The organism is Paenibacillus sp. 481 (assembly GCF_021223605.1).
Taxonomy (GTDB): Bacteria; Bacillota; Bacilli; order Paenibacillales; family Paenibacillaceae; genus Paenibacillus_B.
Genome location: NZ_CP075175.1, coordinates 3,073,628 through 3,099,311, shown reverse-complemented (window position 1 = coordinate 3,099,311; position 25,684 = coordinate 3,073,628). Strand labels below are relative to the sequence as shown.

Below are 25,684 nucleotides of genomic sequence, written 5' to 3'. Positions count from 1 at the left end.
AGGAGCTTACTATAAATAATAGTATGTGAGCAGTAAAAAATAGAGCCACACGAGCGGCAAAAAACACGCTCCACGTGAATCGAGACGGAGCGTGTTGGATAAATGTGGTTGAATATCAATTAGATTAAGCCAAATTCTTTTCCGACCTTCGTCAGCGCTGCAAGTGCGAAGTCTAAGTCCTCGCGTGTATGCTGGGCCGTTACGATCAAGCGAACACGCCCTTTGTCCATCGCAACGGTTGGATAGACGATACCTTGCGCAAATACGCCTTCCTCAAGCAAACGGCTTGAAAAGTCCATCGCACGCGCTGGCTCGCCGACAATAATCGGAATAATCGGCGTTTCGCTTACGCCGGTATCGAAGCCTAGCTTCTGAAGCTCCGCGCGGAAGCCATTCGCGTTCGTCCACAGACGCTCAGTCAGCTCTGGCTCGGTTTGCAGCACGTCAATGGCTGCTAAGCACGTAGCAGCGACAGATGGCGGCAAAGACGTGCTGAACAAGAAGGAGCGCGCTTGATGCGTTAAATAATCTTTCAGCACATGTGAGCTGGCGACGTAGCCACCGACGGCACCGATCGCCTTCGACAAGGTGCCGACTTGAATGTGCACACGACCATGTAAGCCGAAATGGTCGGTCGAACCTTTGCCATGCTTACCAAGCACACCGCTTGCGTGCGCGTCGTCCACGTAGACGAGCGCATCATAGCGCTCTGCCAGCTCGACAATGTGCGGTAGCGGCGCAATATCGCCGTCCATGCTGAACACACCGTCCGTCACGATAAGCCGTTGACGGAACTGGCTGCTTTCGCGCAGCGTTGCTTCAAGCTGATCCATATCTTTATGCCCGTAAATGCGCTTATTCGTTTTCGTCAGTCGAATACCGTCGATAATGCTCGCATGGTTCAACTCGTCGCTGATCACGACATCGTCTGGCCCGAGAATGGAGGCGAGCACGCCTTGATTCGTTGTGAAGCCGGATTGGAATACGAGTGTCGCTTCCACGCCTTTAAACTCCGCCAACCGACGCTCCAACTCGTCGTGAATGTCGAGTGTACCTGCGATCGTGCGCACAGAGCCCGCTCCGACACCGTACTTCTCCGTTGCAGCAATTGCCGCCGCCTTCAGCTTCGGATGCTGCGTCAACCCTAAGTAGTTGTTCGAGGACATTTGCAGTACACGACGTCCTTGCCAGTCCATCCAACGGTCAGAACCACCTTCCCACACCGTTAGCGGCCGGTAGCGGCCTGCTGCTTTCAATTGATCGATTTGGGCTTGAAGATAATTTAAATCTGCCATATTCGAAACACCTCCACATTTATCTTAATCATGCATAAACACAATTTTGCCGCAGTTCCCTGACGCCATTAGGTCGAATGCTTCTTCGTATTGATCAAGCGTAAACTGATGTGTAATGAGCGGCGACAAGTCGATGCGTCCGTTCTCTAGTAAACCTTTTAGCTGATACCACGTATCATACATACGTCTGCCCGTAATGCCTTCAACGCGCAATCCTTTAAAAATAATGTCCTCCGCCAAGTCAAACGACACTTCACGTGTCGGTATACCAAGCAACGACACCCGCGCCGCATTCGCTGCCGCTTTAAATCCGTCACGAATCGCTCCTGGATGACCGGACATTTCAAGTACAACTTCGATGCCCTCACCTTGTGTAAGGGCTTTCAATTGCTGCACCATTGAATTATCGCTGTTATCGATAAGAACGTCCGCGCCCATCGTCTTCGCCATCGCAAGCCGATACGGGTTAATGTCGATCGCGTAAACCGTGCCGCTGCCGCAAGCTTTTGCCACCGCAATCGCCATAAGACCAATCGGCCCACAGCCGATAACGGCCACGCTTTTGCCGACAATATCACCGGACAACACCGTTTGCACAGCATTCCCCAACGGATCTTGCAAACATGCGATCTCGATCGGCAGCTTCGGATCATTATGAATGATGTTGCTTGCCTTGACGACGGCATAGGTAGCAAAGCAGCCTGGAATCGTGATGCCGAAGCTTTTCGTATTCGGACACACATGAGCATTGCCCGTACGGCATGCCTTACACGTTCCGCACACAACATGTCCTTCTGCTGATACATAGTCGCCTACTTTTACGTTTGTCACTTCTTCGCCAATCGCTTCTACGATCCCTGCAAATTCGTGACCAAATACGTTAGGTGTAACGACAGTTCGCGCTGCCCATTCGTCCCACTTATATATATGAACGTCTGTGCCGCATATGGATGAGGTCTTCACCCGCACAAGTACGTCGTGCGGACCGCATGTCGGCACAGGAACTTCTTTATATACAGCTCCAGAGACACGGTCTTGCTTCACTAAGCCCATCATGGTTCGTGTCATTTTGTAATTGCTCCCCTCGCCATTATTGCTTAAAATAGATAGTAAATAAATGGTTCAGTTTTTGCTTTGTATACTATATTATACATCTGTACGTTATATTGTACAGATGATTTTGGTATGTATTGCCGATTATTTTTACGACTATTTTTTACTGGAAGGTTGGAGAAGAAAGTGACTATGCAAGAGCCGATACATAAAAAAATCGGAAAAAACCTGCAAGACATTCGCAAGTCACGCGGATTAAGCCTCGATCAAGTATCAGAAATGAGTGGCGTTAGTAAAGGGATGCTTGGTCAAATTGAACGGGGAGAGTCAAATCCGACGATCTCGGTATTGTGGAAAATTGTAAACGGGCTGCGCATTTCGTTCGCCACGTTAATGGAAGACTCGTCGCCGACCGTCTCGGTCATTTCGGTGGAGGAACTTACGCCATTTAAGGAGGAAGATGGTGCTTATCGCGCCTATCCTATTTTTCCTTTTCAACAAGATAAAGGCTTTGAAGTGTACAGTGTCGTGATTGACCCTGGGTGTTCGTATACGTCTGAAGCTCACTATGAGGGTGTTGAAGAATTCATTATGGTGATGGAAGGCGAGCTGCAAGTGTATGTCGGGGGTGAATCGTATACGCTGAAACCGAACCTTGCCATGCGGTTTACCGCTGATCAGCAACATACGTATGAAAATGTTACAGACCGCCCCATTCGGTATATTGCGCTCATTCATTACCCGTCCGCAAATCGCACATAATGGGATGATACATCTTAAAAAACAGGGGCTGCATTAAGCGGCCCCTGTTTTTTCGTGTGCGAGCACCATTATCGAATGATGTTCGCCTGTGTGTTTACGTTGTTAACGTGTTTACGTGTATTCGTATATTATCGCAAAGGGGCTCCCAATATCGTCGATTGTCGACCCATTAAGGTAAACGGTAGCAGCATTCGAAATGGAAACGGGAATGGGTTGGTCATGCTGTCGATTAATGTTTTTGCTGCGGCATAGCCCATTTCAAATTTAGGAATATGAATAGATGACAACTGTGGTGAGCTGTACTTGGCAAAATCAATATCGTCAATTCCGATAAAGGCTACGTCCTGCGGAATAGATAGCCCCAGCTCCGTCACGGCTCGCATGGCTGCGATCGCCATCATGTCGCTTGCACAGAACATAGCTGTTGGATAATTGTCATTGGTGCGCAGCAAATGGAGCATCAATTCATAGCTCTGGTCAGCTTCCCATTTTGCATTAATGATCCATGCTGGATGTAGTTCTAGCCCTGCCTCTTCCATTGCTAATTTATAGCCTCGAAAGCGTTTTTCGCGTTCTAATTGGCCAAGCAAACCTTCCCCACCAATGAAACCAATGTCACGGTGACCTAAGTCTACTAAATGTTGCACGGCTGTTCGCGCTGCATTAACACGGTCATAAGAAATGACGGGGATGTCTGGGTCAGCTACATCTATCCCGATCATTAACGGCACACGTTGTTTGAACCAATCGTATAATGGCCGATTCAACCCTTCGATACATATAAGCCCGTTGAGCTGGCGATGTTGCAGTAATGCCTGCCGCATAGCCTCGCTTTCGAGTTCGGCTTGTGTATGTATAAAGGCGAGTTGGATGCCTTCCTCGTGTAATTTTGTTTCTATTCCTTGCAAAATAGGAGAAAAATAAGGGTGGTTATACTTATTATCAGGCAGTGACAAAATGCATCCGACCGCTTTCATATCCGAAACATGTTCGCCACGGCTCTTCGGTATGGGCCCACGACGTTTCGTACTGGACGTGTCATAGTTTAACGATTTTGCGATGTGCCAAACTTTTTGCCTCGTCTCTTCACTAATACGTCTGCTGTTATCGTTGTTCAGCACTCGTGATACTGTGGAAATGGAAACGCCTGCCTGGTGTGCAATATCTTTAAGCGTAGCCATTCTCCCCCTCCTTTTAAGCATGAATCTCACATGCCATGTAAATTTTCTTTATTGGTAAATTATACTTAGGGTCGAAGCAGATGAAAAGATAGCAGAAGAATTCGGTTTCGGAAACAGCGATTATAAGGTGAAAACGATTGTGGTGCATAAGTAATTGTAGAGCTAAAGTGATCGTGCGGCTAAAGTGATCGTATAGCAAAAGCGAGATCAAACAAATGTAAATATGCATTCCAGCGTGTCGAGAAAACGCTGTTTGTTAAGACGAGGGTTTCTCTTAATTGAGATAATGGCAAGCAGCTTCGCATTTATCGGTTGGTAGTCAGTTGATTCACTGTACCCCTCTCCTAACGGTTGCCACAGTTGTTATTTCAGCGAATATGAGCCCATTCTAAATTTAACGGTTATGATGGCGCTTATTACGCTGAAAATAGCTGGATTTGGAATGAAACTAGAGAAATAAGCTCACCTATAACCGTTAGAAATCAAAACGAGGCAAATCTGGCGATATAGCCACTGTGGCAACCGTTAAGAACTAACTTTGCTTTCTCAACAAGCTGAAGGGGACGACCTCTAGTGGCCGTCCCCTTTTTGCTAAATGTAGGCGTGAGAAGTATGTTACATGCTGTGCGTTGGATGCTGCGCGTCTCATTTTTCATTCAGGAAGTGCAATGCTTCATAATACATTCACAGCCATACACGAAACGCTGCCGTGCTAGCCTTGTTCCGCTAGGGCCTGCAAACAACAGGGCTTCGCAGTCCGTAGCAAATTGAACAATTTGTCGTTTGTTCAATGGCAGCAGCGCAGCATGATGTTGCACTTGCTTCGACTTCCCTGCTTGGATCATTTGTTCACTCTCTATACGCTCCCCTACCTGCTGAGCATATTCTAACAAAGTCATACCTACTGCGCGTGCTCCATACCTAGTCTCTATTAAGCACCACGCAGCCTCCCCCAAACGCAATATCCGTTGCGGGGAGGCGGGATTCTCTTGAGCTTGCTTCCGCAATAAGCGCCGTAATGCTCGCTCTGGCTTGTCCCGCCGCCTCAATTGCATAGAGACATAAGTCGCAAGCACCAATAGCATGGCTGACACAAGCCCGAGTAAGGCAGCCCACTCACGCTTCATATAGTCTGCTGCCACCTGAATTTCTCCCGCAACTTTACGAGCCAGTTGCAAGGTTGCGTGGAACGGCTGCACGAGTTGCTCATACCAAGTAGGCCGTTCAGGTAGCGCGTGCTGTGCTTTTATTTCGGTCATTAGAAATGACTTTGCCGCTTCAAATGCAACGGCAGCCTTGCTGTTGGATACGCCCGATCCACTAATAACCGAAAAATGATCGGAGCTTGCTAGCGTAATAACGTCGGAAGACAGCTTGCCTAACCTAGCAGGAGGCTCATTTAAATCAGTAGTGACATTAGAGACATTAGAAACATTAGAGTCATTTGAGCTAGAAGTTCTACTCGTTGTATCAGACTGATTAGATATACTGCTCATATCGGGTAATCTAGTTGCATTGGACGAGCTAATGGCGCTAGTCCCATTATGATTTGACCACTCGGCGTTAGGCGTCGCTTCGAACGCAATCCATCCGGCTTGGGGAAAATAAACTTCCACCCACGCATGTGCATTGGCTGCACGAACGGCATACTGGCCAGGGGCTTCTGCCTCTCCTGGCGCAAAGCCTTTTACCCAACGTGCAGGAACGCCTTGTGTCCGCAGCATAACGACCATTGCCGATGAAAAATGCGTGCAATATCCTTGCCGCTGATCGAACAAGAAATGATCGACAAAGTCGCTTCCTTGTGGCGGTACTGACGAGCCACTCATCGTATACGTATATTGTCGCTGTAAAAAGTGCTGCACCCGCTGCACTTGCTCATACCTGCTACCTGCTCCAAATGTAACTCTTCGCGCCAATTCCCGTACGCGCTCAGGCAGTGTCGAGGGCAGAGCTAGACCTTGCTCTCGAATTGGTGCCTTTTCTATCGGATCAACGGCCGCAGACAGAGTAGAACTCTGATGAAGTCGCTCTATATCGTGGCGAACAACTTGCGTCACGTATTCATACTCTAGCGTCTGACTTTTTGCTTGATTGCTTGCACTGCCCGCGTCAATTGCATTACCTGCATTGCTTGTATTGCCCATGTCATTTGCATTATCTGCCTTGCTTACATTTCCTGCATTGCCTACCTCGCTTGTATTACCTACCTTACCTGTATCGCCCATCCTGCCCGTATTGCCTACCTCGCTTGTATTGCCTACCTTACTTGCATCGCCCATCCCGCTCGTATTACCCGCCCTACTCATGTTGCTTGTATTGCTGTTGTTGCTAGTGTTACTTGCTTCAGCTGCATGACCTGTACGATTCGCAATGTCGGCATTACTTTGCGCCGCCGCTGAATCCACAGTCCAACGTTCTGCAGCAGCATCGTAAAGCAGCGTGTTTAATTTCGCTGCGGATGCAGGCGCAAGGCGCTCCACCCTTCCGCCGAATACGAGCGGTATCGTCGGCTCCCAATCGACCCATATTATGCGTTGACGCACCTGTTGAACCTTGTGCTGCTGAACGCCCTCCTGTAGCAACGAATCCGCAGCTTTCACCCGCGTAACCCCCGACTGACCATACTCCCAGCCACGCCCCGTATAAACCGACTTCGACTCTGCCCGCCAATAGGTCGGCTCAGGTGTTGTCGCGCGGAACAATACTCGGTTATCCTCCTTAACAGGCATACCTAAGCTCGAATCGTTATTGCTATATCCCGAAAAAGCTATAGCTGCACGTTCAGCATCATTCGCACGGTTGGGCATCCTTGTCCCAGACATATTTATTCCAAATGCGTTCGTCGCCAAAGCAGAATATGAACCACTCTGCTTTAGATTCGATACCCACTCCTGTAACGGTAGCAACGGTTGCTGCTCCACTCCACGGTCCATTTGCAATAAAATCGCACCACTCCCAGCAACCCCTGCTGTTACTACAATCATACCAACGAGCCACCGAACAGGCTGGCGATGCGCTTGCTCCCACGTATGACGCTGGCCCGTATCTTGCTGCCGCCGTTCGTCTAAATGCAACCAAGCAGACAGCAGCATACCCCAGCAAAAAGCCCGCAGCACGTTGTCTGCCACATCAATACCAAACCCCCACTGCAAACCGAACAAGTAAAGAATAGTCGTAATTGCAAAAAAAGAGACGGTATGGCGGTTAAACATAAGCGCCTGCACGGACGCGGTCAACATTGCCCAGCCGGCGAGCAGCAGTATTGTTCGTGTTTCGCCACTCGTATGCAACCAATTCCCATTTACCCCATGTTGTATATCCTCAACAAATGCAGTAAGAATCGACTGCGCACCTATTTTGACGGCTACCAACGCGGAAGACAGAAACCACAAGAAACCTTGCACATCACTATCACCCGAAACATGCGGAATACGATAAATGCCGAACATCCAAGCTGTCGTCATGAACATAACGACCACTCGAAACAGCACGGACCATACAGGATTTCGTACTACGAGCCCTATCGCCAAAAATAGGCCGACCGCAATCGTCACCGGAGCAACTTGGTGAAAATCGATTCGTTTGCCAAGCTCAAATAACGGCACGAACCACTCTACGAATAGAGCAAATAACAAGATAGAGAAGCCTAACCGCCTACAATGCACCTTAAATGGGCTAGAGTGATCTTTCCATGGGCTGTTGAGCGTCTGCATATCCAAACTCCGCTCCCCCCTTCATCCATAAAGCAGAAGCACTATGTTCGTTGTCCTCTCTGAAATGTGCTGCATCTTGTTCTATTGTTCGTGGCATAGATTCCGCTGCGACTGTTGCTGCAACCGCAACTTTATGTTGAGGAGGGAGCTGCACCGTTACCCATTGATTGATCGGGGTATTCCCCATCAACGCTTGCACTTGCTGACCCGTATGCTCGCTAGCATCAGAAGCAACAACGGATACAACCCGTCCGGCCAACCGTACATTTGGATGGAGTGAGCTCGAACCCGATTGCGGCTCCTTGCCCCACGTGGCGGCATCTTTTGCTTTAGGCCCAGCAACAGCTAAGGCCAAGAGCGCGTTCCAGCCCCCTGACAGCGTAATTCCGCTGCTTAGCCACTGCATATGTACTTTAATCCCGTCATGCATCGCCGTGCGGATGACGTCTGCTGTCGCACTCACAACCGCTTCCATCTGTTCAAGTTTGTACGCCACCTCATTTGGCGGCAGCGCTGTAAAGCAAGTCTCATCACTCCAGCCGCGATCATCGACGATAATGTGCAAGGCTACGTCTGCTCCCGCTTCAGGTACACGCACAACAAGCGTGCGCCGCTTGGCATACGTACGCCAATCAATGGAACGCCATGAGTTCCCAGGACGGTATTGCTGCAACTCCATTCCAGGTGCACCATTAGCGTACTCCTGATTGCGATCATGGTCTGCGGAGTCGTCTCCATTTGGCTGAATAAAATGAGCCGTGGATCGCAGTTGAGCTTGCTTCTGCTCCATATGCCTCTCTTGCTCTATCGAAGCAGCATGTGTATTGCGTGCGTATGATCCATGTGAAGCAGCATAAGGAGTAGCATGTGAACCAACATGTGTCACAGCTTGAGCGGCGAATGATGTTGTTGCGCATCCCTCTGGGAGAATGACACAGACTGGTGCCTCTCCCTCGTCTAGAGGCAGCTTTGCGCTGCGTACGAACCACCCGAACAAATCACCAGTTTGCAATTCGGTGCTAACTAACTGATAAGCTCCGCGTGGAGCTCCGGCAAAAGAGCAGGAGTAAGCAACCGAACGTCTACCTCGTAAAAAAAGGAGCCTGCGGCACAACCATCGCCCACCGTCTCCACCTGCTCGCTCCCACACGTCGGTTACAGTTATCCACGTTAAACGGTGTCGTGCAAAAATTGTGATATGGACGGCAAAATCATCCCCTTCACGTTCGTTCATCGGCCGACGCACCACACGGACATCTCGTAAGGCAAATAGTCGTAACCATAGACCGTATACGATGAACAACAAGAGTAAAGTAGCGATGAAGGATTCCAACATACTTTGACGTGACCAGCCAAGCACAGCTAACCATACGCAAGCACCTAACGTGAGTACCCAACGCAAAGTCGCCTTCATCGGAAAAAGCCTCCAAACCAGATATTTTTCTTGGTCATAGTAGCGTTAGCAGCACTAGTCGCGTTAGCAGCACTAGCAGCGTTAGCGGCGCTAGTCGCGTTAGCGGCACTTGTCGCGTTAGCGGCACTTGTCGCATTAGCAGCACTTGTCGCGTTAGCAGCGCTAGTCGCATTAGCAGCGCTAGTCACGTCAGCAGCGTTAATGGCGCTGCTTGTCCTAGCGTCAGCCTGAACAGCGGCCACCGACGCAACGGAATACGGAAGCCCCTCACGCCCAGCGAAGCTAGGCACAGCCGATTGCCGCAGCACATCGGCCAGCACGGACGCTTCCGTTGCGCCGCCAACTCTCGCGTCAGGGCGCAACATAATGCGGTGAAGCAGCACAGCCTCTGCTACCGCCTTAATATCATTCGGGATCACAAATACGCGTCCCGATACAAAAGCGTGTGCTTGCGCAGCTCGCATTAAGGCGAGCGTGCCACGTGGACTAACACCCAGCGCCACTGCACGATGCTGGCGTGTTTGCTGGGCAATGTCCGCCATATAACGGGATAATGCCGGATCAAGGTGGATGGAGCGGATGCGCCGCCTAATAAGCTGCCATTCCTCCGGCACAAATAACGGCCTTAAACGGCGCAGCGGCCCTGCATCATCCTGCCGCAGTAGCATTTCCGCTTCGGCCTCGATCGCTGGATAGCCGAGCGATAAGCGCATCATAAAGCGATCCATTTCCGCTTCCGGCAGATGATGTGTTCCTGCAAAGGAGAGCGGATTTTGCGTAGCGATAACGACAAAAGGTTGCGGCAGCGGACGCGTCACCCCGTCTATCGTAACGGCCCCTTCTTCCATCGCTTCCAATAGGGCCGATTGCGTGCGCGCTGGCGCACGGTTCAGCTCATCTACCAGCACCACATTGGCATGCAGCGGTCCCTCGCTATAGCGGAACCCACCTGTGGATGGCTCCCAAATCATACTGCCCGTAATATCAGCGGGCATCACGTCCGGTGTCATTTGCACCCGACGAAAGCCACCGCCGACTAAGCGAGCCAATCCTTTGGCAAGCATCGTCTTGCCGACACCTGGAACGTCCTCTAGCAGGATATGACCTCCCGCTAATAGGGCAATTCCAGCCAGACGAATCGTGTCGTCCTTACCTGTAATAACCGTACCTAACTGTTCCAGCAACTTAGGCCATATATGTTCAGCGAACAAGTCAGTCCACACCTCATTTTTGTCCCTCACTATGCTCATCTTTTTCCCTCCTTATTTTCAACATGATAGTGACAACCATAAGCCGCTCAACAAAAAAAGACCCGGAACGATTCCCGCACGCATTTGCACGCTTGATGAACCGTCCCGGGTCGCTCTAGTAACTAGCTTCGCCCAAGTTAATAGATTTCAAACCTAGTTATTTAATTTTATGGCGTTACTGTCGTCAGTTCGTACGTATTCAACTCCACCTTTAGTACACGCAACATTTGCCGCAACGATACCCACACAACTTCCGATTCAGCTTGAATGTCTAGTGCTTGCCGCAATGCTCCTTCTGTCGGCTGCTGCTGTTCGATCGTGTTGCCCGTGACATCTAAGACGTACGTTTGCTCGTTCCACTCAATCTGAAGCAAATTCGTCTCGCTGTCCAACCCGACTTGCCCTCCCAATTGCTCTATGAGTTGACGCAGCGGGACGTACGTCTGTTCGTTCACGGTCTTGAATTGATTTGGCGCAAAGCGAATGTCGCCTTGATCGGTCTGAATGACCAACTGTGCTACACCCGTTGGCTGTACCACTTTAGTGGGCTTCGATTCTTTCGACTCTTTCGTCTCTTTTGTTTCTTTTGTTTCTTTCTTTTCTTTTGTTTGCTTGTCTACCAATTGCTTTGCTTGTGGCTTAGTCTTCACATGTTCAGCGATCCATGCTGCCGATACAGGCGTCCGCCCCCACCCCGCTGTGTTTGCCACGCGAAACTGCACGGGCTTCATCGTCGGCGTCATTTTTGCAAAGGTATAGCCTTTGTCTTTGTAATATTTGATAATCGCTGGCAGTGCCTTTACTGTCTCACCGTGACCACCGCTATCATGCATAAGCACGACCGTATGGGGTAGCAGGACACCTTTTTTCACAGCTGCAATGATTTCACTAGCAGGAACACCACGACGGCGAGAATCCGCGCTGTCTACGTTCCAGTCGAAGACGACATATCCCGCTCTAGCCAACAGATCGAAGTACTGCTGATCAAAGTTGGCATACGTTCCGCCTGGAGCCCGTACAAGTAGCGGCTCGCTGCCCGTTATATTTTCGATTGCCTGTCCGGTTTGCTGAACTTGACTCCAAAAATGACTAAAGTCGCTATATAACTCTTTATAATTATGGTCATAGGTATGATTGCCAAGTGCATGCCCATCGCTTACGATGCGCTCTACAAGATCTGGATTACGCTCTACTTGCTGGCCTAGTACATAGAATGTCGCAGGAACTTTCTCATTTTCCAAAATGTCGAGAACATCTTTTGTATGCTTACTCGGTCCATCATCAAAGGTAAGGTAGACGATCTTTTGCTGGTGTGAGGATGTGGCCTTGCTGCCAGTTTGGCTGCTCTTACCTGTCTTGCCTGCTTCATTCTGCTTGTTGTGTTTATTAGCTGTTGCGACCGCTTGCGATAATGAAAACGGCTGTCGTTCGTTTAACTGAAGTGATGTGGCATGTGATTGTTGCAGTGGTACTGCGGGAAGGGCTGAAGCATAGCTGACTTGATTCATGTTTAAAAAGGAGAGGTCAATCAAATTCCATGTACCCACTACTAACAAACTCGTACACCACATGCGAAGCGCGCGTAGCTTCCATTTTTTTCGCCAACGTTTGTTCATGTTATGAGGTCCTCCTCGTTCTCTGTAAGGGCTGCTGTAGAGTATATGGACGAGCGCCCTTGATGATGCCACCCGCCCCGTACTCAGGTATTCACGGTATTCACGATATTCACGTGCTTCAAGTTCTTTGCTCAAGCTTCCAATCGAATTTGCCCCATGTTCGTTGTATCGTACCCACCAATAGCTTGCAGTTCTTGGCGAAAATAGTCCGAGCGCAGCATGTCCAACAAACACTCTATCCAGCGCAAATGTTCTGGCTGCTTCAGCACGACAAGTTCATACTGCTCTTGAATGAGCGGCACAAAATCTAACCCAACAGCGAGCGCTGCCTTTTCCATACCGACACCGACATCTGCTTGTCCACTAGCAATGCAGCTTGCGACTGCCAAATGCGAGCTTTCCGTATGATCGTAGCCGATAATCAACTGTGGATCGATACGATGTAAACGCAACTGCTCGTCTAGCAATACTCGCGCGCCTGCGCCTCGCTCGCGATTCACGAGTCGCAGCCCTGATTTGGACAAATCGTTCCAACCTTGGATCGCAAGCGGATTTCCTTTTTGCACAAATAAACCTGCTGTTCGCTTGGCTACATGAATGACCATAAACGGAAATCCAACGAGAATGCTACGGATGTAGGGCAAATTGTATTCCCCTGTCTCGCCATCGAATAAATGCGTGCTCACGATATGAGCATCCCCGCGAAACATAGCAAAAAGGCCTTCCATACTACCAGCAAACGAGCGCAGCGGCCGAACCCCATTCGCTTGCTTCTCCAAATGACGCGACAGTAAGTCAAGGCAAATATCTTGCCCCGTAATGACTAAAGGCGACCCTGTGAATGTGCTTACTAACGATTGCGTGGATGCATCCGCAGATGCTGACGCTACTGACGCTGACGGCTGTTGAGCGTGATTAGCTTGCTGATAGCGTGAGCTCATCTGTGTTGCTGTTGTTACTCTAGTAGATCCTTTGCGCCCACGTTGTTTGTACGCTTCTAAAGTATCCGAATCCACACGCATTTGTTTGCCGACGCGATAGGCGGGAAGCTCGCCTTTTTTAATCAGGTCGTACACGGTCAGTTTCGATACTTTCAACAGTTGGGCAATATCTTGCACGGTATAGGAAACCGATTCGGTCATCGTCTCTTCTCCTCAACATATGTACTTCCTAACGCCCAAATTTTCCAACTTTTCTGATCATACGATCTATGCGCTAGGTTCGCAATAATAGAATCCTAATATTGTCGATATAACCATACAATTTTATACTGTTCATAACTACTTATAACGAATTATAATGATCTAAATCGATATATTAACCAAAATATAACACTTAACACAAGGAGGCCATTCGTTCAAATGAATGTATCAACACGCCCGTTTCAACATGGAAGCCAGAAAAGACAGCATCGTTCTGTTGCTTGGGTCACCTTGCTCGTCCTTGCACTTGTAGGAGTCATCGTAGGGTGTGGCGCACCTTCAAGCTCATCTTCCAGCGCTACTTCAAGCACTACTCCTAGTTCTCCTGCTAGCACTTCGGTGCATTCGGATCAAAGCGATCAGAAACCTGCGGCCCAAACGGAGCTCACGATCTCCGCCGCCGCTAGTTTGCGTGATGCGCTGCAAGAGTTGGAGCAGCAATATGAAAGCAAGCATCCGCACATTATGTTGAAGTTGAACTTTGGCGCCTCTGGTGCCCTGCAAAAGCAAATTGAGCAAGGCGCACCGACAGATATGTTTATTTCAGCTGGAAAGAAGCAAATGGATGCCCTTCTGGAGAGCAACCTTATTGATGACAAATGGCAGCGGCCGCTACTGCAAAATGATCTCGTCGTTATTGTGCCGCAAGACCGCAAGGCTGAGGCCGCTTGGAGCAAGCTTGATTCGCTGGAAGGCGACCTTGTAAAGCGCATTGCCATTGGTGCGCCTGACAGCGTTCCGGCAGGTTCATATGCCAAACAAGCGTTGGAGCATGCCGGTTTGTGGGACAAACTAAATTCTAAGTTCGTGCTGACGAAAGATGTACGGCAAGTGTTGTCTTACGTCGAGACGGGCAATGTCGATGCGGGGTTCGTCTATCGCACGGACGCGCTTACTTCTAAGAAAGCGGCTATCGCCCACACGGTCGATGCTGCGTCGCACAAGCCGATTGTGTACCCAATCGGGATTGTGAAGGCAACGGCTAATCAGGCGGAAGTGCAGCAGTGGTATGAATTTTTGCTTAGTGATACTGCCAAAACAGTGTTCGAGCGCCACGGTTTCCGCACGGCTGAGTAGGCCATGCAAGGTTAGCTAGCTGGTCGTAAATTGTTAGTACGTTGTTAGCTGCATAAACATGATCGTAAGCATGATCGTAAGCATGATCATAAGCACGATCATGAACATGGATCTGAGCGTGAACATCGACAATGACTTGGCTATGACACATACGAATTGGAGGCCTAATGATGTCGTTCTGGAGCCCGATTTTACTTTCTTTACAAATTACACTCGTATCCAGCGTCATCGTGATGGTTATTGGTATTTGCGCCGCTTGGACGCTTAAAAGGCGCTCCTTTCGCGGTAAGGTGCTTGTGGAAACGGCGTTTATGCTGCCGCTTGTACTTCCGCCGACTGTGGTCGGGTTTTTACTGCTTATTATATTAGGCAGGCGTAGTGTAGTTGGACAATGGATCGAGGCGTTGTTCGGCCAGCCTGTCATTTTTCATTGGTGGGGCGGAGTCATTGCGGCGGTAGTGGTATCGTTTCCGCTGGTGTATCAATCGCTCAAGGTTGGTTTTGACGGCGTTGAGGCAGAGTTGGAGCAGGCTGCACGTGCAGAAGGAGCAAATGAGTGGCAGGTGTTCCGCCACATTACGCTTCCGTTGGCGCGGCGGTCTGTGGTCGCCGCGTATATTTTGGGCTTTGCTCGCGGCTTGGGCGAATTCGGCGCGACGCTCATGGTTGCCGGCAATATTCCCGGCGTCACGCAAACGGTGCCGACGGCCATTTATTTTGCCGTGGACGGGGGCAACTTGACGCTTGCTTGGGCATGGTCAGGCTGCACGATTGCGATGTCTTTCTTGCTGCTGTTCTTAGCGAACCAGCGAAGATAGGCAGTGTGAGATAGGTTCGTGTATGGTACTTAAACATAAAGCTGGATTGTTCTACACTAAGAAAAATCCAGCTTTATGTTGTACGATTACCCCGTTGCGGACTGTGAATCCACTATCGAGCAACTTGAGAAACTTGTTACTGTCGCCAAGGACATAAATGCCACGCGGACATAGCGAAACGTGAGTCCACAACTGCATCATGCTTCGAGATACATAATGAAACATGGCTATGGCTACTAAACTACACTTAGCTACATCTTTATTAGATTAAGCTTGGCCCAGCTCGCGCACAGCGGTGAGGACTTCGTCGGTGTGGCCCGCTACTTTGACGCTACGCCATTCGCGCGCCAATTGACCTTGCTCGTCAATCAAGAACGTCGAGCGGACGACGCCGAAGTATTCTTTGCCGTACAATTTTTTCAACTGCCAGACGCCGAACAGCTCGGACACCTTCTGCTCTGTATCCGCAAGCAGCTCGAACGGCAAGCTATGCTTCGTAATGAACTTCGCGTGCGACTTTAAGTCGTCAGGGCTGATGCCGATAACAGTCGCTCCGTATTTTTCAAAATCACCGTGATAGTCGCGGAAATCGCACGATTCTTGCGTGCAACCTGGCGTATTATCTTTTGGATAAAAATAAATGACGACCTTGCGCCCGCGCAAATCATGCAGCGCAGTCTCCCCGCCATTGGAGGAAGGCAGTTTGAAATCAGGTACTGGTTGTCCAATTTGAACCGTGTGGGACATCGGATAACACCTCTTCTTCTATATCTTTTTCAACCAAGCAAATTATAAATAAATGCCCTCACTAGCTTACCACCTACCTGTACCGATTTCAAAAATCCAGCACTATATTCCGCCTTACTACACCTTTAAATTTTTCTCCTTGTATACCGTTCCGCGCCAAGTCATCCCACCATTTTTAGTTGTGTTATATATGCCTCGTAGCGATCCGAATATAAGGAACACGTGGAGTAGTGGATGCAGTAACCCGAACCAAAACCCACTTTTTAAAAAACGGCTGTTATTCGCGTACATCAACATAATAGACACGGCTGCAACCCCGCACATCGCACGAGTAACAGATGTACCAAAGCCGATCCCGATGAATGGATATATCATTAAAAGTGAAAATAAACTTGTGCTGATTGTTCTTCCCCACGTGAATGCCGTTTTTTCCACACTGCGAATCAATTGACCTAATGTTTCGTACCAGTTCCAGACTACAACTCTATCTCGTCCAAACACAACGTCTGACATAAAACCTTTCTCCTTAACCACCTTACCAAGCATCACATCATCTAGCGTGCATAAGGCTATCGCTTCATGTGTACCTATGTCCTCGTATGCCGAACGTTTAATCATATTAAATGCGCCAATCCCAATATGCTGTTTGCTGCCTCGTTCGCGAACTTTCCAAATCTGACCGAACGAACCCCCCACCATCATCACATAAGCCCCATATACTTTGGACCACAGGTGAGTGCCGCCAAACTCCGGAATGGCGGCTAAATGATCCAATTGATGATGTTCACCATAACGGATCGCCTGCTCCAACGCTTGTGGATGGTAAAGGCTGTCGGCGTCTGAGAACAAGATCCAATCACCGTCTGTTTGCATGCTGCCCACGTATAAAGCGTGGTTTTTGCCAAGCCAGCCCTCCGGCAGCTCTTGGATCGAAATAACGTGTAAGCGGGGGTACTTCTGCTGCATCTGCTCCAATAGAGGCAGCGTCTCGTCTGTTGAACGATCATTTACGACCGTAACTTCCAAATGCGAATACGTCTGTGCCATTAGGGAATCGACACAACGCTCAATCGCCTTCTGCTCATTACGAGCCGCTATAATGACACGTAATTTAGGAAGTGCTACGCCTGATTGCACAGGCAATGGATAAGAAATGTCCCTTAAATATGAAATTTTACGCAACTGAAACGTAAGCGGCAGCGCGATACAAGTCCATAGAACAACACTAAGCACGGCAAGTACGCCGTATACAATCGTCATATCCAACCCTCTCCTCTGTTAAAAGTTGAACACAGGTTCGATTTCCCATTCGTTGCTCGATAAAGTTGTCATTCTAATAAGTAGGAAGTTACGCAAAGGAGTCGATGAAGGAGTTCGTATTATCGTAGCTTACAATAGAAAGTGGAACATTCGTTCCTCTCCAATATATGTGAATAGACATTGTGAATCAAGACACTAAAGGTACGAAGCGTGAAAAAAAGCCGTCAACCGCATCAGGACTACCCTCTGTTAAAAAACAGGGGCGGTGTCCATCATAGCGGTGACGGCTTGTACCTACATATGCTACATACGTTTACTGCAACTTGAAGCGATTAACGAGCAATTGCAGCTCTTTCGACAACACTTGTAACTGCTCTGTCAGCTGCGATATCGTTTCGATGGAAGCGGATTGCTCCTCCGATGACGCCATCACATGCTGAACAGCGTTATGTGTCGTCGCTGAAATAAGCGCCATCTCATCTACCGATGCAGATATTTCTTCGGTGCCTGCGGACATTTCCTCCGTAGCTGCCGAAGCTTCTTGAACTTGGCTCGTCACCTGCTGCACGAGCTGAACAATGTGGGCAAACGTATCGCCCGCCTGCTCAATGACGCTCATCCCGACAGCTACGTCTTGGCGAACATGCCCCATCGCGCTTACCGTTTCGGCCATGCGCGTTCGCATATCAGCGATAAGCGCTGCGATTTGCGCAGCTGATGAAGACGACTGCTCTGCCAGCTTGCGCACTTCGCCCGCTACAACAGCGAAGCCTCGTCCAGCTTCACCAGCACGTGCCGCTTCAATGGATGCGTTAAGTGCCAGCAAATTCGTCTGCCCAGCTATCGTCGTAATGACTTCAACAATTTGCTCCACCTTATCCGAACGCTCGCTCAATTGCTGAACGACAGACGATGTCGTCTGCACGGATTGCTCGATCGACTTCATTTGCTTCGTCGCATCTTGCAACTTCACATGGCCTTGCTCCGCTTGCTCGGCAGATAGCGCAGCCACATCAGACATCGATGCCGTGTTCTCGGCGATCGACTGCACACCCTTAGCGAATTCCTCTAACGCTTGCGCAATCTCAGAGGAGGATTCTTGCTGCACCTGCGCTCCGTTAGCCATCTTCTCCACTGAACGGTTAATCTGTTCAGTTGCTTGTGCCGTGTCGCGGGTATTTTCCGCAACTACACTTGCACTATGCATTAATTCCTCTGCCCGCTCGTGAACGGTGCGGGTAATCGTCACCATTCCTTCAATCATACTGTTAAAGCTTGCTGTTAGCATTCCGATTTCGTCACGGGATTCGTAGCTGCCCCGTACTGTCAAATCTCCTTGCTCGGCCTTCAACATCAAGTGTTGAATTTGCTTCAACGGACGGGTAACCATCCGAACAATAAAGAAGCCCAGCACGCCTGACACCAATACACCAAGCACTGCAAACACCAACACCGTGCGTGAAGCTACATCGGCCAACTCACGTGCTTTACTCGTCTCGTTTAATCCTAGCTTTTCATTATAATCAACGAGATCATTCAGCACAGACTGCATACTTTCCCGAATTGGGCGAACCTTTTCGATGTACTGCCTATAAGCGGCTTCACTTTGCTTCTGCTTGGTAAATGCCATAGTTTGATTAAAGTATTCCCGGTATATTTTCAAATACGATTCAAATTGCTGCATACGTTTTTTTTCTTCATCATATTTCATAACTGCTTTATATTTTTTCAACTCTACATTGTTAGCCTGCTTTAACTTCTCCATTTCATTCATAAGTTCCGAAATTCGGCCATCATTCTTGGTGACCATAAGCTCGAACAACACCGCATCGCCAGCTCGAACGTTGGCGATAACTTCTTTTACCGAAATGATGCCTTGTAAGTTATGCTCATAAATACTTTTGTTCGTTTGCTCAATGGTCGATAACGAGCCTCTAGCAATTACGGTACACAAGGCTAAAAACAGCACACCGCTTAATACGAGCAGCCCTATTTTTGTTACCGTTTTCACATCTTTAAACCTAAAACTCAAGTTGATGTCCCCTCTCAGATGTACTCTACTTATTTATCGACATTTTTTGATACATTTTTGAGGGCTCATCCAGTATATGATGAATAATATTTATATCTTTACCTTTGAGCATACCACCGCCCGCTGTATGGGCATACCTTATTCCCATTTTCTTAGTACAAGTACAGATTCGACATATAAAAAAAGAACAGACAGCGCATCTGCACTATCTGTTCCCCATTTTAATCATAACAACCTTAAGATCCTGCTCCGCGGTATCTTTTCACACCGATGTTCCACATCGTCAAACCGATTGTAAGAAACACAACGCCTACGACAGGCGTCAGTAGCGCCATTAATTGCATTCCCTTGCCATTCAAGAAGTAAGAGGCTGGAATGATACCAACAAAGGCGAACGGCAAAATCCACGTCAACAGCACTTGGATAGCGCGGTTATAAATCGTAAGCGGATAGCGCCCGTAGTTCTGAATGTTCCAGACTAGCGGCAAGATGCCGGTTGGCGCATCCGAGTAGAACGAAATCGACGTCAGTCCGGAGTAAATACCGAAGTAAATCATTACCGAGCTGATAATCATCACGAGCAGCATCAGAAACTCGAGAATGCCGAACGACAGTCCCAGCTGCGCTCCACACACCCCCATCAGCACAGCCCCGACGATGGAGCCAATCAGGGAAGGCGGATCGATATTTTCAAGCAAGATTTGAAATAAATTGTAGGCAGGACGGGTCAAAATACGGTCCATCTCGCCTTTTACGATATAGCGCTCACTGAAGTTCCACAGGCTAAAGAAGCAAGTAAATATGCCATATGGAATCATAAAATAACCATAAACGAACACCATTTCATCACGCGTCCACCCTGCTAACGTTGGCGTATGCATAAACACGACAAAAATAAAGATGAGGTTCGTGATTTGGAAAAACAGGTCCGAAATGACTTCAATCCAAAAGTCCGCGCGGTACGTTAACCGCGTTTTGATATAATTTTTTAAATATTCAGACACGAGTCCAGCATAGTACATTCCGCCTTAACCTCCTTGCACGAACAGGCGCTTCCGCGCAGATCGCCATAGCAAAATAATCGGAATAATGAGCAGAACGAACCACAATAATTGAATGCCGACAACACCCAATATCCGCTCATCTGGAATGCGTCCCGTAAATACAGAGCTTGGCAAGTACGTGATCGCCTGAAATGGCAGCCACTCATTGGCCGCCAACAGCCAGCCAGGGAAGAACGAAATCGGGATAATAACGCCTGAAAATAGGTCGACCACAACCCGCTTCATACGCATTAATCCTTCGTTATTTTCCAAATAAAACGCCATTAAGCCCGTAATAATGTTAATTTGCGAGTTAATGAGAAAGCTCATAAACAGCATGAATAAAAAGATGATCCACAGCTTCGGATCGGTTGGTAGCTTCACCGGAAACAGCAGGCAAGCGATGATCATACCTGGTGTCATAAACAAGAGCAAGCGGAATATACCTTCGCCGAAGCCTTGCATCATTTTCACGATGACGTAGTTGTACGGACGTATAAACTGAATCGCGACACTCCCGTCGCGAATATCGTTCGCAATTTCACGGTCTAGATTGTTGAAATAAAAAGCACGCGCCATCCATGAGACCGCAATATAAGTCGTCATCTGATCAGCGGTAAATCCGCCCAGCGTTTCTTGGCCGCCGTAAATCGCCTTCCACGTGAAGTAGTACACCCCGATGCTCAATGTATAAATTAAAATACCCGTGTAGTAGTTTACACGATAGGCAAGCATCATGAGGAAGCGCATACGGATCAGTTCTAGGTAGGCGCTACCCATGTTTAACGCCCTCCGCTTCCTTCTCCACTTCCTGCTCTTTCACCTGAGCGGCTGCATGCGAGTCAGCTTTAACTGCTGCTTTCGAGTCCGTGTCGACTGCTACGCGTGAGTCAGCTTCGACCTCTGCATGTGAGCCAATTTCGACTGTTGCCTGCTCCTGCTGCTGCGGTTTATCCGCGCTACCTGTACGGTAAATTTCACGAACAATATCGTCGGTGTTCGTCTCGACAATTTTCAGGTCCGAAATAGACGCCCCACCAACAACGCGACCGATCACATCAGACACATTCATGTCCAGCGGTACGAGTACGCTCGCCTCATACGGCGATGTAATCGTCCACGACAACGTGGCGAAATCACTCGTCAACGCCTCCACATCGCCAGCACGCATCGGCTTGGCGAATTGGAAATGCACCTCGCGGCCTTTGCCCCACGTCGCTTTGAGCGTGTCCAAGCCACCATCATAAATGATGCGGCCGTCATCTAGCATAATGACGCGCGAACAAAGCGCTTCGATGTCCTGTAAGTCATGGGTCGTGAGCAATATCGTCGTTCCGTGCTCACGGTTGATCATCTTCAAGAAGTCGCGAATTTCCGTCTTAACGATGATGTCGAGCCCGATTGTGGGCTCGTCTAAGAACAAGACGGACGGTTGATGCAGCAACGAAGCGACCAACTCACAACGCATGCGCTGTCCCAGACTGAGCTTGCGCACAGGACGGTTGAGCAGCTCTTGCAATTGCAAGCGCTCAACTAAATCATCCAGCCGCCGTTTAAAGTCCTGCTCGGACACACCGTAAACTTTGCGCAGCAGACGGAACGACTCGATAACGCCGATATCCCACCAGAGCTGGCTCCGCTGACCAAATACGACGCCGATCTCACGAACGAACTTTTCGCGCTCCGCAAACGGAATGTATCCGTTCACGCGCAGTTGGCCGGATGTCGGGACGAGAATGCCCGTCAGCATTTTAATCGTCGTTGATTTTCCGGCTCCATTCTCGCCAATGTACCCGCAAATTTCACCTTGCGGAATCGTAAACGATATATCTTTAACCGCCATCACTTCGTTGTACTCGCGCTTAAATAAATCAAGCAGCGCTCCTTTGAGTCCCTCACGGTTGCGCTGCACGTTGAACGTTTTACGTAAATCATGCACTTCAATGGCATTCATGATTGCTATGTTTCATCCCTTTCCTGCCTGTCCTAAACTTCTGAATCCTGTCGCCTGTGAACGGCGAGCGAAAATTGCTATAATAATGAGATAGACAAGTTATTGATTTTATCACATACCATTTAATATAGCATGTTAAACGCACAAGATGAATGCATCTGCTCCGACATCATGATCAGACAACCCCTGAACAGCTGATGCGGAAAGGACGGTCAACGATGACGGTCATCTTGAGAAAATATTGGAAGCACGCATTGATCACCTTCCTGCTACTCGTAAGTTGTGGAGTCGGTTATTATGTGTGGGCGATGTACAGCAGCTTGGACGGCTTGAAAAAGCCACCTGAGCAATCGCGTTTTCAACCAGTCCTCCATAAATTGCCCAATCCGAAACGGATTGAACCGCCAAAATGGGTAGGCGAAGAGCGGGTAAACATTTTGCTGTTGGGCGGCGATTCTCGCGGGCTAAAGGTGAAGGAAGTGCCCCGCTCGGATTCGATTATGATCGCGTCCTTTGATCCGAAAGCGAAACGAGCGAATTTATTCTCCATTTTGCGTGATACCTATGTAGACATTCCGGGTGTTGGTCGTGATCGTATGAATGCAGCACTTGCGCTGGGCGGGCCTGAGTTGGCAATGAAGACAGTGGGCAATTGGACAGGTTTGGACATGCAATATTATGTGTATACCGATTTCAAAGGATTTATTGCTCTGATTGATGCCTTAGGCGGCGTCGAATTTGAAGTCGAGAAAGATATGATTTATACGGACAGTGCTGATAAGAACCAGTTCAATATTCATTTGAAAAAGGGCAAGCAGGTGCTTAACGGCGAAACGGCGTTGATGTACGCCCGTTTTCGGTATGATGCGATGTCTGACTTTGCCCGTACGAAGCGGCAGCGCGACTTGATGCTAGCTGTGGCGAATAAGATGAAGTCGGCGTGGTCGATTATTCAGTTGCCGAGTCTGATTAATAAGGTGTCGCCGCATGTGGAAACGAATTTGTCGGCTGACGACATTATTAAGCTGGCTTCGCTCGGCTATGATAGCAGCGTTGGACAGAGCCATCAACTGCCGCCGATGGGCTTGGTCACGGATATTAAGGTGAACCATTCGGCGATGCTTGGCGTTACGGATATGAAAAAATTCAAGGCGTATATTCAACAGGCGTTGCAGCCGCCTAGTGCTCAATCATCGAGCATGCAGCAGGGTGTTGGACAACGGGACGAGAAGCAGCAGAACACGCAGCTGCCGAGCAACCAGCAGAACGCGCAACAGTCGAGCAAACAGCAACAGGGCGGGCAACAGCCCAGCAACCATTTGCAAGATGTTCAGCAGCAGAATCGTTCAGGAACTGATATAAATGCAAGTAAATCAGACAGCTCTAAGGTGCTAAAGCATAATGACCTGTGGAGTCACTAGCAATTGACTCTCTTGTTACTGTGAAGCTTTTAGGATGTATATTTGCATTAATGTTCGCTTTACATTTGGTAGCTACACTAGCTCTAGGACTCTATATCCTAATTCATAAATTAATTATGCAGTAAAAGGAGAACTCTAACTATGACAACAAATCGAACTCGTTCTGCGCAGCTATATGAAGAAGCACTACAACACATTGTGGGCGGGGTCAACAGCCCGTCTCGCTCCTTTAAAGCAGTAGGTGGCGGAGCGCCCGTCTTTATGGAGCGCGCGCAAGGTGCCTACTTCTACGATGTAGACGGCAATAAATACATCGACTACTTGGCCGCATACGGCCCGATTATTACAGGTCATGCGCACCCGCACATTACCGAAGCAATTGTGCGCGCAGCTCAGAACGGTGTGCTATACGGCACGCCGACCGAGCTTGAAATCAAGCTGGCACGCATGATGAAAGAAGCGGTGCCTTCGCTCGACAAGGTACGGTTCGTCAACTCCGGCACAGAGGCGGTCATGACGACGATTCGTGTTGCCCGCGCCTATACGAAGCGCACCAAAATTATTAAGTTCGCCGGCTGCTACCACGGCCACTCTGATCTTGTACTCGTTGCCGCAGGCTCTGGCCCGTCCACTCTGGGCATTCCGGACAGTGCCGGCATTCCGACGAGTATCGCTAGCGAAGTCATTACGGTTCCGTTCAACGACCTCGACAGCTTGAAAATCGCGTTAGAACGTTGGGGCGACGATGTTGCTGCCGTTATGGTCGAGCCTATTGTAGGCAACTTCGGCATGGTAATGCCGCAAGAAGGCTTCCTTGAGGGCATGTGCAGCCTCGCGCACGATTACGGCGCACTCGTCATTTATGACGAAGTCATTACGGCGTTCCGCTTCTACTATGGCGCAGCGCAAACGTTCAGCGCGTTTGCCGACCATGCGGCGATTGAGCCGGACTTGACGGCGTTCGGCAAACTCATCGGCGGCGGCTTGCCGATCGGTGCTTACGGCGGTCGCAAGCACATTATGGAGCAAGTTGCTCCACTCGGTCCTGCCTATCAGGCTGGGACGATGGCAGGCAACCCCGCGTCCATATCGGCTGGCATCGCCTGTCTCGAAGTATTACAGACGCCTGGCGTATACGAGCATATGGAATCGCTCGCGATTCGCCTGACGGCAGGCATTCAGGAAGGCGCTGAGCGCTACGGCTTGCCGCTCACGATCAATCGTATTCGCGGCGCGTTCTCGACACACTTCTGCGATCATCCTGTCACTAACTACGAGCAGGCGCAAGACACAGACGGCGAAGCATTCGCCGCATTTTTCCGCCATATGCTCGATCAAGGCATCTGCTTGGCACCGTCCAAGTACGAAGCTTGGTTCCTTACGACCGCGCATACTGAAGCGGACGTGGATCTTACCATCGAGGCTGCGCACGAAGCGTTCCGCCGCATGAGCCAATCTTCATAAGCGATTAGTACGTTCAAATAAATAAAATAGCAGAGCCCCCAGCACACCGATCATCACACGGTGTGCTGGGGGTTCTTTATTGAGCACTATACTTGCGATTTTATTTGTGCGGATCGTAGTTACTGCGGAGAGCGCGGAGTTTGTTGAGAGCACGGCGCTGTATGCCCAGCGTCACCATAAACGGCACCTTTTACGCTTTAACAGCCATTTTCCACTTCCAGTCTGCAACCATATCCGCTTTCAAGCACTGCCTTTCATCTACATATCCGCCTGATGTCAGGTTAGACACAGTACCTCCCCTAATTCGTTTTCACTTTATCATTTAATTCCAGCTTCGGATGCTGAAGGCGATGGAATTAAATGAAAATTCATCTCGTTA

At 49.2% G+C, this 25,684-nt stretch carries 20 protein-coding genes; 5 read left to right on the top strand and 15 right to left on the bottom strand.

Annotation, left to right across the window (positions count from 1 at the left end; all coding sequences use genetic code 11):
• Positions 1-119: 119 nt before the first annotated feature.
• Positions 120-1,295, bottom strand: a complete 1,176-nt coding sequence (locus KIK04_RS13685) for a glycine C-acetyltransferase (protein WP_232274229.1) — start codon at positions 1,293-1,295, stop codon at positions 120-122.
• 24 nt (positions 1,296-1,319) lie between these two features.
• The gene (tdh, locus tag KIK04_RS13680) at positions 1,320-2,363 is read right to left on the bottom strand and encodes an L-threonine 3-dehydrogenase (protein WP_232274228.1); all 1,044 of its coding nucleotides are present in this window, start codon (positions 2,361-2,363) and stop codon (positions 1,320-1,322) included.
• Between the two features lie 177 nt (positions 2,364-2,540).
• Here tdh and KIK04_RS13675 point away from each other — a divergent pair, with 177 nt between their 5' ends.
• A complete protein-coding gene (locus KIK04_RS13675; RefSeq protein WP_232274227.1) occupies positions 2,541-3,110 on the top strand; it encodes a helix-turn-helix domain-containing protein in 570 nt (189 codons plus the stop codon).
• Between the two features lie 128 nt (positions 3,111-3,238).
• On the opposite strand, the gene KIK04_RS13670 is transcribed toward KIK04_RS13675, so the two are convergent.
• The 6 genes from KIK04_RS13670 to KIK04_RS13645 all read right to left on the bottom strand — a co-directional run bounded on the left by KIK04_RS13670 (position 3,239) and on the right by KIK04_RS13645 (position 13,429).
• Positions 3,239-4,291: a LacI family DNA-binding transcriptional regulator gene (locus KIK04_RS13670; protein ID WP_232274226.1), complete on the bottom strand. Its 1,053-nt coding sequence runs from the start codon at positions 4,289-4,291 to the stop codon at positions 3,239-3,241.
• Positions 4,292-4,947: 656 nt separating this feature from the next.
• Complete coding sequence (locus KIK04_RS13665; RefSeq protein WP_232278730.1) at positions 4,948-8,007, bottom strand: transglutaminase-like domain-containing protein; 3,060 nt, start codon at positions 8,005-8,007, stop codon at positions 4,948-4,950.
• The gene (locus KIK04_RS13660) at positions 7,970-9,421 is read right to left on the bottom strand and encodes a DUF58 domain-containing protein (RefSeq protein WP_232274225.1); all 1,452 of its coding nucleotides are present in this window, start codon (positions 9,419-9,421) and stop codon (positions 7,970-7,972) included. Before KIK04_RS13660 ends, KIK04_RS13665 begins: the two co-directional genes overlap by 38 nt.
• Positions 9,418-10,671 carry an AAA family ATPase gene (locus KIK04_RS13655; RefSeq protein WP_332329971.1) on the bottom strand — a complete coding sequence of 418 codons (1,254 nt, stop codon included), beginning with the start codon at positions 10,669-10,671 and terminating at the stop codon, positions 9,418-9,420. The genes KIK04_RS13660 and KIK04_RS13655 overlap by 4 nt, the downstream gene beginning before the upstream one ends.
• Before the next feature lie 167 nt (positions 10,672-10,838).
• Positions 10,839-12,287 (bottom strand): polysaccharide deacetylase family protein, encoded by a 1,449-nt coding sequence (locus tag KIK04_RS13650; RefSeq protein ID WP_232274224.1) that lies wholly within the window; start codon positions 12,285-12,287, stop codon positions 10,839-10,841.
• A 131-nt stretch (positions 12,288-12,418) separates the two neighbouring features.
• A complete protein-coding gene (locus tag KIK04_RS13645; protein ID WP_232274223.1) occupies positions 12,419-13,429 on the bottom strand; it encodes a helix-turn-helix transcriptional regulator in 1,011 nt (336 codons plus the stop codon).
• Positions 13,430-13,648: 219 nt separating this feature from the next.
• Here KIK04_RS13645 and modA point away from each other — a divergent pair, with 219 nt between their 5' ends.
• Together modA and modB are read left to right on the top strand one after the other, a co-directional pair.
• A complete protein-coding gene (gene modA / locus KIK04_RS13640; protein ID WP_232274222.1) occupies positions 13,649-14,566 on the top strand; it encodes a molybdate ABC transporter substrate-binding protein in 918 nt (305 codons plus the stop codon).
• Positions 14,567-14,736: 170 nt separating this feature from the next.
• Positions 14,737-15,384 (top strand): molybdate ABC transporter permease subunit, encoded by a 648-nt coding sequence (modB, locus tag KIK04_RS13635; RefSeq protein WP_232278729.1) that lies wholly within the window; start codon positions 14,737-14,739, stop codon positions 15,382-15,384.
• 51 nt (positions 15,385-15,435) lie between these two features.
• Here modB and KIK04_RS13630 read toward each other — a convergent pair whose 3' ends face one another.
• The 7 genes from KIK04_RS13630 to KIK04_RS13600 form a co-directional block, all read right to left on the bottom strand.
• A complete protein-coding gene (locus tag KIK04_RS13630; protein ID WP_232274221.1) occupies positions 15,436-15,585 on the bottom strand; it encodes a hypothetical protein in 150 nt (49 codons plus the stop codon).
• A 66-nt stretch (positions 15,586-15,651) separates the two neighbouring features.
• On the bottom strand, positions 15,652-16,131 hold the full coding sequence (bcp, locus tag KIK04_RS13625; protein ID WP_232274220.1) for a thioredoxin-dependent thiol peroxidase: 480 nt from the start codon (positions 16,129-16,131) through the stop codon (positions 15,652-15,654).
• Between the two features lie 117 nt (positions 16,132-16,248).
• Positions 16,249-17,391, bottom strand: a complete 1,143-nt coding sequence (locus KIK04_RS13620; protein ID WP_232274219.1) for a glycosyltransferase family 2 protein — start codon at positions 17,389-17,391, stop codon at positions 16,249-16,251.
• A gap of 313 nt (positions 17,392-17,704) precedes the next feature.
• Entirely contained in the window at positions 17,705-19,423 is a 1,719-nt protein-coding gene (locus KIK04_RS13615; protein WP_232274218.1) for a methyl-accepting chemotaxis protein, read from the bottom strand.
• A gap of 236 nt (positions 19,424-19,659) precedes the next feature.
• Positions 19,660-20,445: an ABC transporter permease gene (locus tag KIK04_RS13610; protein WP_232274217.1), complete on the bottom strand. Its 786-nt coding sequence runs from the start codon at positions 20,443-20,445 to the stop codon at positions 19,660-19,662.
• A 6-nt stretch (positions 20,446-20,451) separates the two neighbouring features.
• Positions 20,452-21,246, bottom strand: coding sequence for an ABC transporter permease (locus tag KIK04_RS13605; protein WP_232274216.1), 795 nt, complete (start codon positions 21,244-21,246; stop codon positions 20,452-20,454).
• A complete protein-coding gene (locus KIK04_RS13600; protein ID WP_232274215.1) occupies positions 21,239-22,420 on the bottom strand; it encodes an ABC transporter ATP-binding protein in 1,182 nt (393 codons plus the stop codon). Before KIK04_RS13600 ends, KIK04_RS13605 begins: the two co-directional genes overlap by 8 nt.
• A gap of 218 nt (positions 22,421-22,638) precedes the next feature.
• On the opposite strand from KIK04_RS13600, the gene KIK04_RS13595 reads away from it, so the two are divergent.
• A complete protein-coding gene (locus KIK04_RS13595; protein WP_232274214.1) occupies positions 22,639-23,841 on the top strand; it encodes an LCP family protein in 1,203 nt (400 codons plus the stop codon).
• 141 nt (positions 23,842-23,982) lie between these two features.
• Entirely contained in the window at positions 23,983-25,305 is a 1,323-nt protein-coding gene (locus tag KIK04_RS13590) for a glutamate-1-semialdehyde 2,1-aminomutase (RefSeq protein ID WP_232274213.1), read from the top strand.
• Positions 25,306-25,684 lie beyond the last annotated feature (379 nt).